The sequence below is a fragment of the Aromatoleum anaerobium genome (genome assembly GCF_012910705.2).
Taxonomy (GTDB): domain Bacteria; phylum Pseudomonadota; class Gammaproteobacteria; order Burkholderiales; family Rhodocyclaceae; genus Aromatoleum; species Aromatoleum anaerobium.
This window is the reverse complement of record NZ_WTVG02000036.1, coordinates 257,775-275,583: the sequence shown is the minus strand read 5'-3', so window position 1 is coordinate 275,583 and position 17,809 is coordinate 257,775. Positions and strand designations below refer to the sequence as shown.

At 65.5% G+C, this 17,809-nt stretch carries 17 protein-coding genes, 1 tRNA gene and 1 pseudogene; 12 read left to right on the top strand and 7 right to left on the bottom strand.

Translation table 11 applies throughout. The annotated features are described in order from the left end of the window. Positions 1–82 precede the first annotated feature (82 nt). The 7 genes from rpmI (at position 83) to GO606_RS05760 (ending at position 4,940) form a co-directional block, all read left to right on the top strand. Positions 83–280 (top strand): 50S ribosomal protein L35, encoded by a 198-nt coding sequence (gene rpmI / locus GO606_RS05790; RefSeq protein WP_011236315.1) that lies wholly within the window; start codon positions 83–85, stop codon positions 278–280. Between the two features lie 12 nt (positions 281–292). After that, on the top strand, positions 293–652 hold the full coding sequence (rplT, locus tag GO606_RS05785) for a 50S ribosomal protein L20 (RefSeq protein ID WP_011236314.1): 360 nt from the start codon (positions 293–295) through the stop codon (positions 650–652). Between the two features lie 65 nt (positions 653–717). After that, the gene (locus GO606_RS05780) at positions 718–1,749 is read left to right on the top strand and encodes a phenylalanine--tRNA ligase subunit alpha (RefSeq protein ID WP_169117798.1); all 1,032 of its coding nucleotides are present in this window, start codon (positions 718–720) and stop codon (positions 1,747–1,749) included. 7 nt (positions 1,750–1,756) lie between these two features. Further along, positions 1,757–4,135, top strand: a complete 2,379-nt coding sequence (pheT, locus tag GO606_RS05775; RefSeq protein ID WP_169117799.1) for a phenylalanine--tRNA ligase subunit beta — start codon at positions 1,757–1,759, stop codon at positions 4,133–4,135. A gap of 4 nt (positions 4,136–4,139) precedes the next feature. Continuing rightward, positions 4,140–4,451: an integration host factor subunit alpha gene (locus tag GO606_RS05770; RefSeq protein WP_011236311.1), complete on the top strand. Its 312-nt coding sequence runs from the start codon at positions 4,140–4,142 to the stop codon at positions 4,449–4,451. Further along, entirely contained in the window at positions 4,432–4,815 is a 384-nt protein-coding gene (locus tag GO606_RS05765; RefSeq protein ID WP_169117800.1) for a MerR family transcriptional regulator, read from the top strand. Before GO606_RS05770 ends, GO606_RS05765 begins: the two co-directional genes overlap by 20 nt. A 48-nt stretch (positions 4,816–4,863) precedes the next feature. Then, positions 4,864–4,940: transfer RNA gene (locus tag GO606_RS05760), tRNA-Pro, on the top strand. Positions 4,941–5,021: 81 nt separating this feature from the next. Here the strand turns inward: GO606_RS05760 and GO606_RS05755 are convergent. The 4 genes and pseudogenes from GO606_RS05755 to alc form a co-directional block, all read right to left on the bottom strand. Continuing rightward, positions 5,022–5,261: a pyruvate kinase alpha/beta domain-containing protein gene (locus GO606_RS05755; protein WP_246979394.1), complete on the bottom strand. Its 240-nt coding sequence runs from the start codon at positions 5,259–5,261 to the stop codon at positions 5,022–5,024. Continuing rightward, positions 5,209–5,400: pseudogene (locus GO606_RS21985) on the bottom strand (NAD-binding protein); the annotation flags it as partial. The gene GO606_RS05755 and the pseudogene GO606_RS21985, both read right to left, overlap by 53 nt. Before the next feature lie 149 nt (positions 5,401–5,549). Next, the gene (locus GO606_RS05745; RefSeq protein ID WP_169117801.1) at positions 5,550–6,086 is read right to left on the bottom strand and encodes an ureidoglycolate lyase; all 537 of its coding nucleotides are present in this window, start codon (positions 6,084–6,086) and stop codon (positions 5,550–5,552) included. Then, complete coding sequence (gene alc, locus GO606_RS05740) at positions 6,083–7,120, bottom strand: allantoicase (protein ID WP_169117802.1); 1,038 nt, start codon at positions 7,118–7,120, stop codon at positions 6,083–6,085. Before alc ends, GO606_RS05745 begins: the two co-directional genes overlap by 4 nt. Before the next feature lie 433 nt (positions 7,121–7,553). Here alc and GO606_RS05735 point away from each other — a divergent pair, with 433 nt between their 5' ends. The 4 genes from GO606_RS05735 (at position 7,554) to puuE (ending at position 11,611) form a co-directional block, all read left to right on the top strand. Beyond that, the gene (locus GO606_RS05735) at positions 7,554–8,309 is read left to right on the top strand and encodes a GntR family transcriptional regulator (RefSeq protein WP_169117803.1); all 756 of its coding nucleotides are present in this window, start codon (positions 7,554–7,556) and stop codon (positions 8,307–8,309) included. Between the two features lie 43 nt (positions 8,310–8,352). Further along, positions 8,353–9,084, top strand: coding sequence for an aspartate/glutamate racemase family protein (locus tag GO606_RS05730; protein WP_169117804.1), 732 nt, complete (start codon positions 8,353–8,355; stop codon positions 9,082–9,084). A gap of 106 nt (positions 9,085–9,190) precedes the next feature. Continuing rightward, positions 9,191–10,594: an NCS1 family transporter gene (locus GO606_RS05725; RefSeq protein WP_169117805.1), complete on the top strand. Its 1,404-nt coding sequence runs from the start codon at positions 9,191–9,193 to the stop codon at positions 10,592–10,594. A gap of 63 nt (positions 10,595–10,657) precedes the next feature. After that, positions 10,658–11,611, top strand: a complete 954-nt coding sequence (puuE, locus tag GO606_RS05720) for an allantoinase PuuE (RefSeq protein WP_425532188.1) — start codon at positions 10,658–10,660, stop codon at positions 11,609–11,611. Positions 11,612–11,786: 175 nt separating this feature from the next. Here puuE and GO606_RS05715 read toward each other — a convergent pair whose 3' ends face one another. After that, positions 11,787–14,579: an AMP-binding protein gene (locus GO606_RS05715; RefSeq protein WP_169117806.1), complete on the bottom strand. Its 2,793-nt coding sequence runs from the start codon at positions 14,577–14,579 to the stop codon at positions 11,787–11,789. Positions 14,580–14,965: 386 nt separating this feature from the next. Between GO606_RS05715 and GO606_RS05710 the strand changes: the two genes are divergently transcribed. Beyond that, complete coding sequence (locus tag GO606_RS05710; RefSeq protein WP_169117807.1) at positions 14,966–15,739, top strand: PEP-CTERM/exosortase system-associated acyltransferase; 774 nt, start codon at positions 14,966–14,968, stop codon at positions 15,737–15,739. A gap of 66 nt (positions 15,740–15,805) precedes the next feature. Here the strand turns inward: GO606_RS05710 and GO606_RS05705 are convergent, their stop codons facing one another. Next, the gene (locus GO606_RS05705) at positions 15,806–16,642 is read right to left on the bottom strand and encodes an HDOD domain-containing protein (protein WP_281503913.1); all 837 of its coding nucleotides are present in this window, start codon (positions 16,640–16,642) and stop codon (positions 15,806–15,808) included. Positions 16,643–16,678: 36 nt separating this feature from the next. After that, positions 16,679–17,794, bottom strand: coding sequence for a glutamate 5-kinase (gene proB / locus GO606_RS05700; protein WP_169117809.1), 1,116 nt, complete (start codon positions 17,792–17,794; stop codon positions 16,679–16,681). Between the last annotated feature and the right edge of the window lie 15 nt (positions 17,795–17,809).

Below are 17,809 nucleotides of genomic sequence, written 5' to 3'. Positions count from 1 at the left end.
TGCCGGAATACAAGTGGTGTCAGGTTGAAAACGCGCCGCGCGGCGACGCTACCTGACGGCATTCATAAACCTGGAGTCAGCAATGCCCAAGATGAAGACCAAGAGCGGAGCCGCGAAGCGGTTCAAGGTTCGCGCTAGTGGCGGGATCAAGCGGTCACAAGCGTTCAAGCGCCACATCCTTACCAAGAAAACCACCAAGAGCAAGCGTCAGCTGCGCGGCATGACGGGAGTTCACGCCGCCGACGAAAAGCTGATCCGCGCAATGCTGCCTTACGCTTGATAGGAGACCGCCATGTCCAGAGTTAAACGTGGTGTAACGGCCCGCGCGCGTCACAAGAAAGTTCTCGATCAAGCCAAGGGTTACCGCGGCCGCCGCAAGAACGTCTACCGTATCGCCAAGCAGGCGGTGATGAAGGCGGGGCAATACGCCTACCGCGACCGCCGTCAGCGCAAGCGCCAGTTCCGCGCGCTGTGGATTGCGCGTATCAACGCCGCTGCGCGTGAAGTCGGGCTGACGTACAGCACTTTCATGAACGGCCTGAAGAAGGCGGCGATCGAAGTGGATCGCAAAGTCCTGGCCGATCTGGCGGTATTCGACAAACCCGCCTTCGCGGCGCTCGCCGACCAAGCCCGGGCCAAACTCGCTGCGTAAGAGCATGCGGCATGAAAAAGGAGGCCTAGCCTCCTTTTTTTTCCTGAATTTTCCACGGCACGCAAATGGATAAGCTCGATCAACTCGTTCAACAGGCGGCGGCAGAGTTCGCCGCGGCAACGGACGGCGTCCAGCTCGAACAGGTCAAGGCGCGCTACCTCGGCAAGACCGGAGCGCTGACCGAGCGGCTGAAGGGCCTGGGCAAGCTCGCCGCAGAGGAGCGCCGCGTCGCCGGCGCCGAGATCAACCGCGCAAAAGATGCGATCGAGGCGGCCCTCGAAGCCCGGCGCCAAGCCCTGCGCGAAGCGGTGCTGGTCGCCCAGCTCGCCGCCGAAGCGCTCGACGTGACACTGCCGGGGCGAGGGGCTGAGCAAGGCGGTCTGCATCCTGTCAGTCGGACGCTGGAGCGCATCGAGACGCTGTTTCGCTCGATCGGCTTCGTCGTCGCCGATGGTCCGGAAATCGAGACCGACTGGCACAACTTCACTGCGCTGAACACGCCCGAAAACCATCCGGCGCGCTCGATGCACGACACCTTCTACCTCGAAGGACACGACGACGTGCTGTTGCGGACGCACACCAGCCCGGTGCAGATCCGCACGATGCTCGACCACGTCGCGCGCTACGGCGATCGCGAGTCGATGCCGGAGATTCGCGTGATCGTCCCGGGACGCGTGTATCGCGTCGACTCCGATGCGACGCATTCGCCGATGTTTCATCAGGTCGAAGGCCTGTGGGTCGGAGAGTCGGTCAGCTTCGCCGATCTCAAGGGCGTGATCGCCGATTTCCTGCGCAAGTTCTTCGAAACCGAAGACCTGCAGGTCCGTTTCCGGCCGTCGTTCTTCCCGTTCACCGAGCCGAGCGCCGAGATCGACGTCGCGTTCATGAGCGGTGCACTGAAAGGCCGCTGGCTCGAAATCGCCGGCTGCGGCATGGTTCATCCGAACGTGTTGCGCTTTGGCGGGATCGATCCCGAACGCTACACTGGCTTCGCGTTCGGCATGGGCCCGGACCGGCTGACGATGCTGCGCTACGGGGTCAATGATCTGCGCCTCTTCTTCGAAGGCGATCTGCGCTTCTTGAGCCAATTCAGGTAATCGAACCATGCAATTTTCGGAACACTGGTTGCGGAGTCTCGTCAATCCGCCGCTCGACAGCGAATCGCTCGGCCACCTGCTGACGATGGCGGGTCTCGAAGTCGAGGAGGCCGTGCCCGCCGCCGCTGTATTTTCAGGCGTCGTCGTCGGTCGCATCATCGAGGCGGAAAAGCATCCGAACGCCGACAAGCTGAAGCTCTGCAAGGTGGACGTGGGACAGGACGAGTTATTACAGATCGTCTGCGGCGCCCCGAACGCGGCAGCAGGTTTGCGCGTTCCCTGCGCGATGGTGGGCGCAAAACTGCCGGGCTTCGATATCAAGGCGGCAAAGCTGCGCGGCGTCGAGTCCTTCGGTATGCTTTGCTCGTCGCGCGAACTCGGATTGTCCGATGATCACGCGGGTTTGCTGGAGTTGCCGGACAATGCGCCAATCGGCCAGGACATCCGGAAATTCCTCGCGCTCGACGATACGCTCTTCACGATCAAGCTCACCCCGAACCGCTCGGACTGTCTCAGCCTTGTCGGAGTCGCGCGCGAAGTCGCGGCGTTGACCGGCCGGCCGCTCGCGCTGCCGCAGATCGAGGCGGTTGCGCCGGCCATCGATGATCGGCGAGCGATCGTCCTCGACGCCCCCGACGGTTGTCCGCGCTATTGCGGGCGCATCGTGCGGGGCGTCGATGCGAAGGCGCCGACGCCGGACTGGATGAAGCAACGCTTGCAGCGCAGCGGCGTGCGCTCGATCAGCGCCCTGGTCGACGTGACCAACTACGTGATGCTCGAACTGGGACAGCCGCTGCACGCATTCGACAATGCAAAACTCGTCGGCGCGATCCACGTCCGCTATCCGCGCGAAGGCGAAAAAGTGCTGCTGCTCAACGAGCAGACCGTCGTCCCGGCCGCCGACACGCTGCTGATCGCCGACGAGGCGCGTGCGCTGGCGCTCGCCGGGATCATGGGCGGCGAAGACAGCGGCATCACGCTCGACACTGTCGACGTGTTCCTCGAGAGCGCATTCTTCGCGCCGGCGGCCATCGCCGGGCGCGCGCGCAGCTACGGCTTCATCTCGGACGCGTCCCATCGTTTCGAGCGCGGTGTCGATTTCGAACTCGCGGGATGGGCGATAGAGCGTGCAACCCGGCTCATTCTCGACATCTGCGGCGGCGCCGCGGGGCCGGTCGATGAAGCGGTCGCCAAGGACCACCTGCCGGCGCGTCCGGCAGTCCGGTTGCGTCCTGCGCGGGCCCGCCGCCTGCTTGGTATCAATCTCGGCGACGATGCGATCGTGAGGCTGCTGGAGGGCGTGCATCTGTCGGTCGAACGCGAGGGCGAGGCGCTGCTCGTCACGCCGCCGTCGTTCCGCTTCGACATCGAGATCGAGGAAGACCTGATCGAGGAGATCGCGCGCCTGCACGGCTACGATGCCATTCCGGCCTGCGCGCCGCAGGGTTCCCTGATGATGCTCGACCGTTCCGAGTCGAGCCGCTCCGTGTGGGATGTCCGCCATCTTCTGGCAGCGCGTGACTTCCAGGAGGTCGTCAACTACGCGTTCGTCGAGGAAGCCTGGGAGCGGGATTTCTGCGCGAACGCCGAACCGATCCGCCTGGCGAATCCGATCGCAAGCCAGATGAGCGTGATGCGCTCCAGCCTGGTCCCGGGGCTTGCCGCGAACCTCGTCGCAAACCGCAAGCGCCAGCAGGCCAGGGTGCGCGTGTTCGAAATCGGGCGCTGCTTCGAACGCAAGGCGGACGGCGAGCCGGTCGCCGGCTTTCATCAGCCGCTGCGCGTCGCGGGGCTGGCGGCCGGTCTTGCGTTGCCTGAACAGTGGGGCGTTGCGAGCCGCCAGGTCGATTTCTATGACGTGAAGAGCGACGTGGAAGCACTTTTCGCGCCGCGCGTGCTCGGATTCGAACGCCTGTCCGATCCCGCGCTGCACCCCGGACGCGCGGCCAGCATCCTGCTCGACGGCCGGCGTATCGGACTCCTCGGCGAGATCCACCCGGTATGGGTGCAGCGCTATGAAATGGGAACGGCGCCAGTCGTGTTCGAGATCGAACTGGACGCCGCGCTCCTGGCGGATCTTCCCGCCTACCGCGAGATTTCCCGCCAGCCTGCAGTCACGCGCGATGTCGCCCTGGTCGTCGAGCAGGCGCTGACCGCTGCGCGGGTGATCGAGGTCATGCGCGAGGCGGCGCCGGCGATTGTCATGGGGATAGAGTTGTTCGATGTCTACTATGGCAAAGGCATCGACCCAGAGAAAAAGAGCCTTGCGTTCAGGGTGTTGATGCAAGATACTCAGCGAACGCTCGAAGATGCCGAGGTGGATGCGGCGGTCGGAGCAATCGTCCGCCATGCGGAAATTTCTTTGGGTGCGCGGCTGCGTGGATAGTGTAATGAACGTGACCCTGACCAAAGCGGAACTGGCTGACCTGCTGTTCGAGCGGGTCGGTCTCAACAAGCGCGAAGCCAAGGACATGGTGGAAGGCTTTTTCGAGGAGATCCGCCAAGCGCTGGAGCGCGGGGAGTGCGTGAAGCTTTCGGGCTTCGGCAACTTCCAGCTCCGCGACAAGCCCCAGCGGCCGGGTCGCAATCCGAAGACCGGCGAGGAAATTCCGATCACTGCGCGCCGGGTCGTGACCTTTCACGCCAGTCAGAAACTCAAGGCCGCCGTGGAGCAGCTGAGCGATGCAAGCAAGCAGCCATAACGAGACTCCGGCCACTCAACTGCCGCCGATCCCGGCAAAGCGGTATTTCACGATCGGCGAGGTCAGCGAACTGTGCGCTGTCAAACCACACGTGCTCCGATACTGGGAACAGGAATTCACCCAGCTCAAGCCGGTGAAGCGGCGGGGTAACCGACGCTACTATCAACATCATGAAGTACTGCTCGTCCGCCGGATCCGGGAACTGCTCTACGAGGAGGGCTTCACCATTTCGGGCGCCCGCAACAAGCTCGGGGAGACGGCGATCCACCAGCATGAAGAGGCCGAGGAAGTCTCGCGTCTGCGATCCTTGATCGCGCACGTGCGGTCGGAAATCGTCACCACGCTGGAGCACCTCAAGGCCTGAGGCAGTACTGGCAAATGTCGAGAATATCGCTATAATGCTCGCTTGTGTCGGGGCGTAGCGCAGCCTGGTAGCGCACTTGCATGGGGTGCAAGGGGTCGCGAGTTCGAATCCCGCCGCCCCGACCAATGGAATCAAGCAAAATGGCCAGTCAAAAGACTGGCCATTTTGCTTTACAGCCCTCACGGGCGGCTGGGCGCCGGGGGGCCTCAGCTGATGTGCGCGATGTGCAGCAGGTTGGTGCTGCCGCTAAGGCCGAAGGGCAAACCGGCGACCACGACGATGTCGTCGCCGGGCTCGGCGAAGCCGTGGATGACGACAGCCGTGCATGCGTGCTCGACCATCCCGGTCACGCCCTGCGCATTCTCGAAGGGTACCGGGTGCACGCCCGCCCCACACTTCGACGTTGGCCATCTTCTCCAGCGCCTGCACCGTTGCCGAGTGGTCACGGCTGGCACCGCCGTGCGCGGCGCAGGCGTTGAACAGTTCCTGTGCGGTCGCGGTGTTGGGCAGCGACATGCCGATCTGGCGCGCAACGGTCAACCCGAGGTTCAGGTCCTTCTGGTGCAGTTCGATGCGGAAGCCCGCGATTTCGCGGTCGCTGATCCGTCCGAGCATCCACAGCCCGTTGAGGATGAGGACGGCGCGACGTAGAACAGGGCGAGGCCGGTAAGCATGGAGGCGTGAGTGTCCGGTTGCGCCGGCGACGTCCGGCCGCGGGGCCGGACGTGGGCTGTTCAGCGGGGGATGTCGATCAGGACGGTGTCGGCGACCGTTACCTCGTCGCAGTTGTGGCCGGGCCCGGCGCGGTCGATGACGATGAAGTCGGAGACCGCGCCGAGCGCAAGCAGCGGGTGGTGCCAGACGCCGCGCGCGTAATTGACGCCCTGGTCGCCGCGCGCCCTGAAGACGCGCAGGGATTCGACGCCCGGCGCCTCGCCGGCGGCGGCGACGACGACGAGGTATGGACGTCCCGATACCGGCACGAAAGCCTGACTGCCGAGCGGGTGCCGCTCCATCATCTCCACTGCGAACGGCAGCGCGCGCGGTTCGCCGCGGAAAATCGACAGGATCGCGTGCCCGTCCGGTCCCGGATCGATGTTCGCGAGGTCGTGATAGCGCACGGTGTTGCCGCCGTTGATCGGGAAGTGGCGTACCGCATCGTCGGCTTCGATGACATCGCCGAAAGGCGCAAACGCTTCCCGCGTCAGGGGTTCGGCGACGATCGTTCTCGGTGAGGGCGCGGTCGGTGCCGGTGCGGGCTTCGTGTTCATCGCTGCACTTTGCCCCACAAGCGCAGGCGGGAGACGCCGCCGTCCGGGAAGATGTTGAGGCGCACGTGGGTGACGGGGCCCATTTTCTCGATCTGTTCAGTGAAAGTGTGGATCGCGTCCATGGAGAGCTTTTGCTCGGGCAGCAGCACCGGCCAGAACATGCTCTGTGTGATCACCGACTGGTCGGTGCCGCCCTCGACGAACGCAGCCTGGATCGAGCAGCGGTCGGGGTAGTTGCCTTTGAAGTGGGCAGTGTCGACTTCGATCTTCTCGATCGTGCCGGCGCCGCCGAGCTGCAGGATGCACCAGTCGTTGCCCGGCTCGCGGCGGCGGCGGGTTTCCCAGCCGTCACCCATGTTGATGCCGCGCCCGGGCAGGATGAGGTTCGCGGCCGAGCCGAAGTGCGCGTCGTTCCATGCGACCGGGCGGCCGCCGTTTTCCAGCGCGACGAGGTCGACGAGCTCATCGCCGCGCCCCTCGAACACGCCGACCGGCTGGCCATAGACACGCAGTCGCGCGATGCCGCCGTCGGGGTAGATGTTGACGCGCAGATGAGTGAAGGCTTCGTCCGCGTTCGCACGCAGCAAGTGATGGCTGTTTCCGGACAGCGAGGTCGAGGGCAGGATCTCGACCCACTTCGCGTCCTTCAGCGCGGCGACGTCGTCGGTATCCGAGACCGTCGCCTCGATCGAAACGGCGGGGGCGTAGTTTCCGGTGAAGTGGCTGGTGTCGACGTCGAAGCCGCGGATCGTGCCCTTGCGGCCCAATTTGACAAAGCACCAGTCGTGACCGGTAGTGCGCTTGCGGCGCGTCTCCCAGCCGTCCATCCACTTGCCGTTGTCGTCGAACTTGCCCGGGATGAACTGGGCGGGGTCGGGGTTGAGCATGCGCGAGACGTCGGCGAAGAAGTCGTCGGAGGCATACAGCGCGGCGGCACCGATCCTCGGGTTGGCGAGGTCGACCGAGCGGGCCGCCCAGTCGGGCAGGACGGGGGGCTCGGCGATCCGGATGCTGCCGGTGTTATGACTGCTCATGAAACTTCTCCTCTGAATTTTTGTGCGGGTCGGGTTCGATCCCTGCGTTTCGGGACTGCGTTTTTGGTGCAAGGCGATTATGTGTACGCATAATGCTATAAAAGTGTACACAAAAACAAAAGTCAAGTTTTCCTTTGGCTGTTCGGCGTTCGGCGTTCGGCGTTCGGCGTTCGGCGTTCGGCTGGACGCTGCAATGCAGCACGAACTCGGGCGAGCGGGAGGTAGGACCAGGGTTGCACGAGATGCCTGGCATTGCTCAGTCTGTATAGGATCGAACTCAATGCGGAGAGTAGTGGAGTGACGGGCGCCAGAAAAAATATAAATGAACACAAAAAGATCTTGAATCGGATACAAACAACTTCTACACTCGCACCGACAAATGTCGCCAAATGTTCGGGATTGCGTTCTCGCATTTGGCTATGGAGCGCAGCAGATGAGCAAGAAACGGTCGGCGATCGATCTGGGAACAGCACATGGCGAGGAGGGGGGCTCGGGCAATGGTCGCGACGAAGCCATCTATCGCAACCTGTACGCGGCGATTGTCGAGAATCATCTCGCACCCGGCACCAAGCTGCCGGAGGACACGTTGGCCGAGGCCTTCGGCGTCAGTCGTACGAGCATCCGCAAGGTGCTGCAGCGCCTCTCGTACGAGCGGCTGGTGGATATTCGGCTCAACCGCGGCGCGACCGTAGCCCAGCCAACCGTCAAGGAGGCGCGCGACGTGTTCGCGGCGCGGCGCATTGTCGAATGCGGCGTGATGCCCCAAGTCGTCGCGAAGGCCACGCCCGAGCGCATCGAGGGGCTGGGCGCGATCGTCCAGCGCGAGCACGCAGCCGAGGCGCGAGGCGACCGGCGCGAGGCGATTTTCCTGTCCGGCGAATTCCACGTCGAACTGGCGAAGGTTGCCGAGAACGAGGCGATCGCGGATTTCCTCGCGCGGCTGGTGTCCCGTTCCTCGCTGGTGATCGCGACCTACGGTGCACCGATGGCTGGCAGCTGCCGCCACTCCGAGCACGACGACGTGCTGGAGTTGATCGCAGCGGGCGATGCGCCGGCCGCACAGCAATGGATGGACCGGCACCTGCGCGACGTCGAGCGCACCGTCGTCCTGGTCGAGGAGGCGCCCGAGGAGCCGGACCTGCGCAAGATTCTGGACGCCGTGGCGCAACGCCAGCGGCGCGAACGATAAGCCCCGGCGGGGCAGTCCCCACACCAGCAGCGAGGAGCACGCGATGCAGATTCGAGTCATCAACCCCAACACCACCGCGAGCATGACCGCGAAGATCGGCGAGGCCGCGCGTCGTGTCGCGGCGCCCGGCACGATCATCACCGCCACCAATCCGACGAGCGGGCCGGTGTCGATCGAAAGTCACTTCGACGAGGCGATCAGCGCGCTCGGCGTGACCGAGGAAATCCGCAAGGGCGAGCGCGAGGCCGCAGACGGTTACATCATCGCCTGCTTCGGCGATCCGGGCCTGCTCGCGGCGCGCGAACTGACGGCCAGGCCGGTGGTAGGGATCGCCGAGGCCGCCTTTCATCTCGCAACGATGATCAGCACGCGCTTCTCGGTGGTCACGACGCTCGGGCGTACCTGCATCATCGCCGAGCACCTGCTGCAGTCCTACGGCTTCGCGCACCACTGCCGGCGCGTGCGTGCGGCCGAGATCCCGGTGCTCGACCTCGAGGACGACGGCGCCTGCGCGGTGTCGCGGATCATTGATGAATGCCGCCGTGCGCGGGACGAGGACGGCATCGGTGCGATCGTGCTGGGCTGCGGCGGCATGGCCGACCTGACCGAGGAGATCGGCCAGGCGGTGGGGCTGCCGATCGTCGAGGGCGTTACCGCTGCGGTGAAGCTTGTCGAGGCCCTCGCGAGCCTGAAGCTCGGCACCAGCAAGCATGGCGACCTCGCCTTCCCGCGCGCCAAGCGCTTCACCGGACAGTTCGAATACCTCAGCGCCTGAGCGCCCAGCATCGAAGGCCTCCACCCGAGAAAGGGGCCGAACAACGACACCAAGGCAGCACGGAGCGCGGCACGACAGCTGCGCCCGTATAACTAGGAGCGAGACAATGGCAACAGTGAATCAGGATGTCGGCCTGGCCGGCTGGCAGCCGGACGCGGTCGCGGCAGTGACGGCGAAAGGCGTGGAGCATGCGGGACAGCACAAGGCGCTCGGCGAGGAGTCGCTGGCGCCGCAGCAGATCCGCATCATGGGCAAGTGGTCGTATCTGCTGGCATGGTTCGGCGGCTGCGTGTCGATCGGCACCTTTGCGATGGGCTCCAGCGTGGTCGGCACGCTGAACCTGCTGCAGGCAACCCTCGCGATCGCGATCGGCTGCTTCATTATCGGCATCGCGCTTACGGTGAACGGCGCGGCCGGCTACAAGTACGGCATCCCCTTCGTGGTGCAGGCGCGCAGCGCCTTCGGTTTTGCCGGCACGAAGTTTCCCGGGCTCGTGCGCGCGGTGCCGGCGATCGTGTGGTACGGCTTCCAGAGCTGGGTCGGCGCAGGTGCGCTGAACGCGGTGTCGGTGTCGATGTTCGGCTTCGACAACCTGGTGGTCTGGTTCGTGGTGTTCCAGCTGCTGCAGATTGCGCTGTCGGTGCTGGGCTTCCAGGGCATCAAGTGGCTGGAGAACATCGGCAGCGGCTTCATCCTCGTCTCGCTCACCTACATGTTCATCAGCGTCATCAACAAGTACGGCGACGTGATCACCGAGCGCCTGGTGAACATCGAGGGCACCTGGGGCCTGCCGTTCTGGGGCGCGACGATGCTGTTCCTCGGCATCTACAGCACGATGATGCTCAACGTCAGCGATTACGCACGCGAACTGGAGAAGGGCGTCAAGCGCGGTCCGCTGACCACGATCTACGCGATGTCGATCCTGCCTTGCACGCTGTTCATGGGGCTCATCGGCCTGATGGTGTCGGGCGCGACCGGCGTGGCCGACCCGATCCAGGTTTTCTCGAGTGCCGTCGACAACAAGCCGCTGCTGATCGCGACGCTGCTCTTCATCACCTTCGCCCAGGTCACGACCAACGTGCTCAATAACGTCGTGCCGCCGACCTATGTGCTGATGGATGTCTTCAAGATCTCCTTCCGCACTGCGGCGATCATCGTCGGTCTGCTCGCCTTCGGCACTTTTCCGTGGGAACTCGTCAAGGACGAGTCGGCCGCCGGCCTGCAGGTCTTCGTGCAGACCTACTCGGCCTTCCTCGGCCCGATCTTCGCGGTGCTGGTGGTCGACTACTACATCGTGCGTCGCCGCACGCTGAACCTCGCCAAGCTGTACGACGAAGAGGGGCCGTATCGCGGCGTGAACTACGCCGGCATCATCGCCTCGCTGGTCGGCGCGGCCGTCGCGCTCACGTTCTCGACGGTGTCGTGGTACGCCAGCCTGATTCCGGCGGGCCTCACCTATTACCTGCTGATGAAGCACTGGGGCGCCTGCCGGCGCTTCTGCGAGAACTGATTTTCCCTCATCGATGAAGTTGGGCGGATGCGCCGTTGGGGCCATGCCCCGGAGGCGCGACAAATGCACTGGGTAGAGATGATGAAGATGGATGCCAATTACCCGCGCGACCTGGTCGGCTACGGTCGCAACCCCCCGTATGCGAACTGGCCCGGCCGCGCGCGTGTCGCGGTGCAGTTCGTGCTGAACTACGAGGAGGGCGGCGAGAACTGCGTGCTGCATGGCGATGCCGGCAGCGAGCAGTTCCTGTCGGAGCTGTTCAATCCGCCGGCAATCCCCGACCGTCACCTGTCGATGGAAGGCGTGTACGAGTACGGTTCGCGCGTCGGTGTTTGGCGCTTCCTGCGCGAGTTCGAGCGACGCGGCCTGCCGATGACGATCTTCGGCGTGTCGATGGCGCTCGAGCGCCATCCGGAGGTGACGGCCGCGTTTCGCGAGCTGCGCCACGAGATCGCGTGCCACGGCTGGCGCTGGATCCACTACCAGCACGTCGATGAAGCGACCGAGCGCGAGCACATGCGCGTCGGCATGGAGATCATCGAGCGGCTCACCGGCGAGCGCGCGCTCGGCTGGTACACCGGGCGCGACTCGCCGAACACCCGGCGCCTCGTCGCCGACTACGGCGGCTTTCTGTACGACTCGGACTACTACGGCGACGACTTGCCGTTCTGGACCGAAGTGCAGAAGAGCGACGGCGAGACCGTGCCGCATCTGGTCGTGCCCTACACGCTGGATACCAACGACATGCGCTTTGCGCTGCCGCAGGGTTTTTCGCACGGCGACGAGTTCTTCGAATACCTGCGTGACGCCTTCGACGTGATGTACGCCGAGGGCGACGAACGGCCGGCGATGATGAGCGTCGGCATGCATTGCCGGCTGCTCGGCCGCCCGGGGCGCTTCCGCGCGCTGCAGCGCTTCCTCGACCACATCGAGAAGCACGACCGGGTGTGGGTGTGCCGTCGCGCCGACATCGCCCGCCACTGGATCGAGCAACACCCTTACACGCCCGAGGCCTGATCACGACGGCCGGGGCGCGTGCGGCCGTCATGCATCAAGACAGTGGCGAACTTCATCCCCGCCGCGTTCGGCCTCGCGAATCTCGCGCCGGCGAAGAGCAGCGCGCGCGCGCGCGAGAGAGAGAGAGAGAGAGAGAGAGAGAGAGAGAGGGTGTTTTCCCGCCTGTGTCGGGCTTTTACGCAGTCGCGTCGGGCTCGCCGCACTGGGCGAGGATTGTTGCGCGCGTTGCATCGCGCAGCGCGAGTGCCGCGCTCCAGTCCGTGCCCTGCGGCGGGATCGGGGGGGCGATCGATACCGTGATCGGGCCGCGACGAGGACGCCACGTCGCGTCGGGCAACACGGTGCGTGTGCCGCGAATGGTTACCGGCACCACGGGTAGCCGGGCCTCGCAGGCGGCGAGGAAGGCACCGAGGCGGAATTCGCGCAGCCCGGGCTGTCCGACGAAGGTGCCTTCGGCGAAGTAGAACAGCGCTGTTCCTGCGCGCGCCCGTGTGGCGAGCCGGTGGGCGGCGTCGACGCTGTCCTGGACCGCGAAGCGCTCGACGAACTCGGCGCCCAGTCCCTGCAGGAAGCGAGAGGCGATCGCGTTGTCCTGCAGTTCGCGCTTCGCGACGAACGCGAAGGCTCGCGGGAGCGCGGCGACGGCGATCAGGCCGTCGAGATAGCTTGCGTGGTTCGCGACGACGATGCAGGGAGTGTCCACGGGGAGATTTTCCCGGCCGCGGACGTCGAGGCGGATGCCCACCAGCCGTGCGAGCAGCCGCGCTCCGTGGCTGCCGATGCGCCAGCCGACGGCAGGGCGGCGCAGCACCGCGACCGCCAGCCAGACCGGCACTGCAAGCAGCACGAGAGCTGTCCACGCCCAGCCCGCCCACAGCAGCGCTGCGCCGCGAGACAGCGTTCGCGAGGCGCGCTCCGCGAGTCCCGCCGCCGCGAGGCGCAGCAATTGCATGGGCACGCTGCGCTGCCGGCCCACCGCCCCGCTGAGGTACAGGTCGCGCGTCGCGACACGGCGGATCTTTCCGCTTGATGTTTTCAGCACGCTGTGCGGCGGCGCCAGCACGACCTCGTCGAGCGGCACGCCGAGCAGTTCAATGGCGAGGCCTTCGACCGCGTGCTGCAGCGTACCGCGCTCGTCGTCCTGCTTCGCCCTGGTTTCGACGACGGCGACGAGTCGTTCGCTGGCGGTGGTGGGGTCGGCGGCGCCGAACACCGCGACGCAGCCTTTGCGCACGCCGGGCAGGGTGCCGATCGCATCCTCCAGCTCGTAGGGGTACAGGTTGCGTCCGCCGCGGATGATCATGTCCTTGACGCGGCCGGTGACGAACAGCTCGCCGTCGGCGAGGTAGCCGAGGTCGCCTGTGTCCAGCCAGGCTCCGTGCCACAGCTTGCGGGTTTCCTCGGGGTTGCGCAGATAGCCGGATGTGGCCGACGGGCCGCGGAACTCGATGCGGCCGACGTGGCGCTCCGGGAGTTCCGTACCGGCCGGATCCGTCACGCGCAGCTCATGCCCGGGCAGCGGCTGCCCGCAGCCGACAAAGCGAATCGTCGTCGTGTCACTCGCCGTTGCCGCAAACGCCTTGCGGTCACGGAAAAACGGCTCGCGCGCGATGCGGTCGATGCGAGCGCCGCGGCCGGGGAGAGGGACCGTCAGCCCGACGGCGTTCTCCGCCAGCCCGTATGACGGCGTCAGGGTCTCGCGGCACAGGCCGTAGGGCGCGAAACGCTCGCTGAAGCGCTCGATCGTGTCCGGGCTCACGGGCTCGGCCCCATTGACGGCAAATCGCCAGCACGACAGGTCCAGCCCCGCGAGCTCGGCGTTTTCGACATGCTTCAGCACGAGTTCGTAGGCAAAATTAGGCCCTGCGGAGAGACTGCCGCGGTAGCGGTGTATCGTCCACAGCCAGCGCGCCGGCCGCGACAGGAAGTCCAGCGGCGACATCAGCACCAGCGGGCAGCCGTTGTACAGGCTGCCGAGCCAGGCCGCGATCAGGCCCATGTCGTGATACAGCGGCAGCCAGCTCACGGTGACATCGTCGGCGCTCATCCCGATCGTGCGGCTCCAGGCCCGGATGTTCGCGAGCAGGTTGGCGTGGCTGAGCATGACACCCTTGGGGTTGCCGGTGCTGCCCGAGGTGTACTGCAGCAGGGCAAGGTCCGTTGCACGCACCGCGGCCGACGTGCTGCTGGCGGCGGTCGCTGCCAGTTCCTGCACCGTTGCGACTCGCTTGAGGCTTGGCGACTGCGTGGCGAGCAACCGCGCGACGGTACGCACGTCCGCGTCGGTGATCAGCACGGGCGCCCGACAGCTGTCGAGAATGCCGGCCTGGCGGCGCAGGTGGTCTTCGAGCTGCGACGGGCGCGTCGGCGGATACATCGGTACGGGCACGCCTCCGGCCAGCAAGGCGCCGAAAAAGCTCGTGAAGAACTCCAGCGCGGTCGGCAGCATGATCGCGACCGCCTCGCCCGGCGCGAGTCCTCCCTGCCGCAGGCCCGCGGCAATGCGACGGGCGCCCTGCAGCAGATCGTCGTGCGTCAGCGTCGCGATCTCGACGTCGTCGCGCAGCAGGCGGATATGCACATGCTGCGGCGAGCGCGCGGCGTGCCACTCCAGCACCTCGACCAGCGTGGCGGCCTGCGCCGGGGCTTCGATCGCCTCGCCGGGCGTTTCCGGCAGGACGATGTCGGTCCGCAATCCTGCAAGTTCGGGATGCGCGGCGCGCAGCGCCGCGAGCAGCTGGCGCGGAGTCTCGGCGGCCGCGAGCGTGCCGGCGGGCAGGCGGACTGCGGCAGCGTGCTCGAGGCGCGCGAGCAACTCGACGCGTGCAAGGCTGTCCAGCCCCAGATCACGCTCGAGATGGCTGTCCAGATCCGGTGTTAACCGCTGCCCCGGACGAAGCTCGGCGACGAGCACGCGCACGATCTGTAGCACTTCTGCGGCATCTATCACCGCCGAGGGTCGATCCATGCTGAAGTCCTGCGTGTGTTGGTCTGCCGCCGTTCGTTACCGAGCGCCTGCCGACCCCTGGCGGGCGTCGGCAGCACCGGCGTGTCGCGCCGTTGAATCCGCATTGAGACTTGACTACAAAGAGGTTGTCGATACCATGAACGGCTGCCGGTTCCCGCTGCGGACAGGCCGGTTACTAAAAATCAATCGCCCTCAGTTCGACGGCTTTCCGATTTCTCATCGACTGGATACGATGAGCGCTGAATGATGCGGATTCAGACGGTACATCGCGTCAAGCGCGGCTGCAAGATTGTGAAAGGAGCCCACTCCTTTTCTGCGCTGCGGATAGGGCGGCACGGATCATAAAATCGGCCGGTTCAGCGAATTCGAGCGCACTGGGGAAAATTATGCGCACACCGTTTTCTTGTGATTCCGACCTCGGTAAGGGATTCGGGAGCCGCTTCGAGATTTTGCCCGCGCTGGATCAATCCACGCGCGACCAGGTCTTCACGATTCGGCATGAGGTGTACTGCGAAGACCTCGGCTTCGAGCCGCTGCGCGAGGACCGGCATGAAACCGACGAATACGATCGCCACAGCGTGCATTGCCTGCTCCGTACGGCAGACGAATCGCATACGCTAGTCGGCTGCACCCGGTTGGTGCTCGCACGCCCGGAGGACCCCGCTCATCCTTTCCCGTTCGAGAGCGCTTGCCGGGCGAACCTGGATCAGCATACGATCGATTCGCGCGCTCTGCCGCGACACAAGATCGCGGAGGTCTCCCGGCTCGCGGTCAGGCAGATGTACCGTCGCCGGCGCGGTGAAAAGCATACCGAGATGATGCTGCGAAACCGCGACTTCGGCTCGAGCGCCAGCCCGCGTTTTCCATTCATCCCGGTTGGTTTGTATCTGGGCACGATGGCATTGGCCGAGCAATGCGGCATCGAAAAGGTGTTCGTCATCACGGAGCCGCGCCTGGCCGCGCATCTGTCCCGGCTGGGGTTCAGTATCGTGCAGGTCGGGCCGCCGATCGAACATCGCGGCACCCGGGTGCCGTCGATGATGGACGTGGAGCAGAGCAAGGAAGGCCTGCGTTCGCTGATTCGCCCGATGTGGGAGCTGATCCGCGGCGGCGTCATGGCCGGCTACGAGGGGAGACGGGCGGCGATGGTCGCTACCTGACGAACGGACCGGACCTCGTGGCCGATCTCGTGCCCTGAGCTCACCGGCAACACAGCGGCCGGCGAACTACTGTCCCAGTGCGGACCTGATCGAGTTCAGTTCAGCGCGCGATTCGGCAAGGATTTCCGCAACCGCAGGGGACACCGCCGCTGACGGCGTGGCGGGCGTTTCTCCGGGCTGCGAAAACGGATGGGGACGGGTGGTCAACCGGTTCGCCAGGTGGAGAATGTTTGCCAGGGTGGCCGGAGAGTCGCCCTCGTACGCCGTCTCGCACCCGGAGATCGCGTCGAGAATGGCATCTGGCGCATCCAGTGCCCCGAGCACGGCGGTGCCGACAGTCGCGTGCCATTGCGAAAGAATGCGGCACAGGTCGTCATCGTCGTGGGCGATTCCGGGATGGCGGGCAACGCGCGACAGCAGATAGAAGTAACCGACGTCGTGCACGAGGCCGGCGAACATCGCCTCGTGCGGGTTGATGCGGGTCAGCTTGCGCGCGATGACGAACGACAGGGCGGCGACGTCGAGGCTGTGTTCCCATAGTTGGCGTGCTTTGCCGGCATACGGGGCCATCTCCCTGTCGAGCATCAGTTGTTCGATCGCGACGGAAATGGCAAGAGTGCGAATCGCCGAGAAGCCAACGCGCATCACCGCGCTTTTGACATCGCGGACGTCGTTTCCCGAAAAGTTCAGCGCGGCCGAGTTGGCGAGCCGGATGACCTTCGCCGACACCAGCGGCTCGGTTCCGATCACCTTGGCGAGGGCGTCGACGGTCAGGTCCGGGTTGTCCAGCGCCATCCTGATCTTCATCGCGGCGTCCAGAAAGGTCGGGAAACTCACGTCGCCGGACGAGAGGTCGTCCGCGATCTGGATCAGGAAGCGCTGTGCGGAAACGTCGTTCGCCATCGTCGATGAATGCAGGCTGTCACGAAGCCGCGCGGCTTATCGCAGCACCATGTTGTCGCGGTGGACCAGTTCGGGTTCGTCGATGTAGCCGAGCAGCTTTTCGATCTGTATGCTGGATTTGCGCGCGATCCGGCGGCATTCGCTACTGCTGTAGTTGACGAGACCGCGCGCAATCTCCTCGCCGGCGGCGCTGCGGCATGCGACCGCTGCACCGCGCTCGAATTCGCCCCCGACCTCGACGACCCCCACGGGCAGCAGGCTGCGCCCGCTGCGCAACGCGCACACCGCGCCCTCGTCGAGGATCAGGTCGCCGGCGAGCTGCAGGTGGTCGGCGAGCCACTGCTTGCGCGCCTGCAGCGGCGAGCTGGTCGCGTAGAGCAGGGTGCCGAGCGGTTCGGCCTGCGCGAGGCGGATCAGCGCGTCGGCTTCGTTGCCGCTGGCGATGCACGTGTGGGCGCCGCTGCGCGCCGCACGCTGGGCGGCGCGGATCTTCGTGATCATGCCGCCCCTGCTGATGCCGGTGCCGGCGCCGCCCGCCATCGCCTCGTACGACCTGTCCTCGGCACGGCCTTCGGAGACGAGTGTTGCATTGGGGTCGCGGCGCGGGTCGGCGGTATACAGGCCCTGCTGGTCGGTGAGGATCACCAGCACATGGGCTTCGATGAGGTTCGCGACCAGTGCGCCGAGCGTGTCGTTGTCACCGAACTTGATCTCGTCGGTGACGATCGTGTCGTTCTCGTTGATGATCGGCACGACGCCCAGTTCGAGCAGCGTCGTCAGCGTCGAACGTGCATTGAGGTAGCGCTTGCGATCGGCGAGGTCGTCGTGGGTCAGCAGGATCTGGGCGGTGTGCAGACCGTGACGCGAAAAGGCATCTTCGTAGGCTTCGACGAGGCCCATCTGCCCGACCGCCGCAGCGGCCTGCAGCTTGTGCATTTCGTGCGGGCGCTTTTGCCATCCGAGGCGCTGCATTCCCGCGGCGATCGCGCCCGACGAAACCAGTACGACCTGCTTGCCCGTTACGCGCAGCGCGGCGATCTGGCGCGCCCAGTCGCCCATCGCCGCTTTATCGAGCCCGGCGCCGTTGTTCGTGACGAGTGCGCTGCCGACTTTGACGACGATGCGGCGCGCGTTACGGATCTTGTCTCTCATGACGAGTTGGGAAGG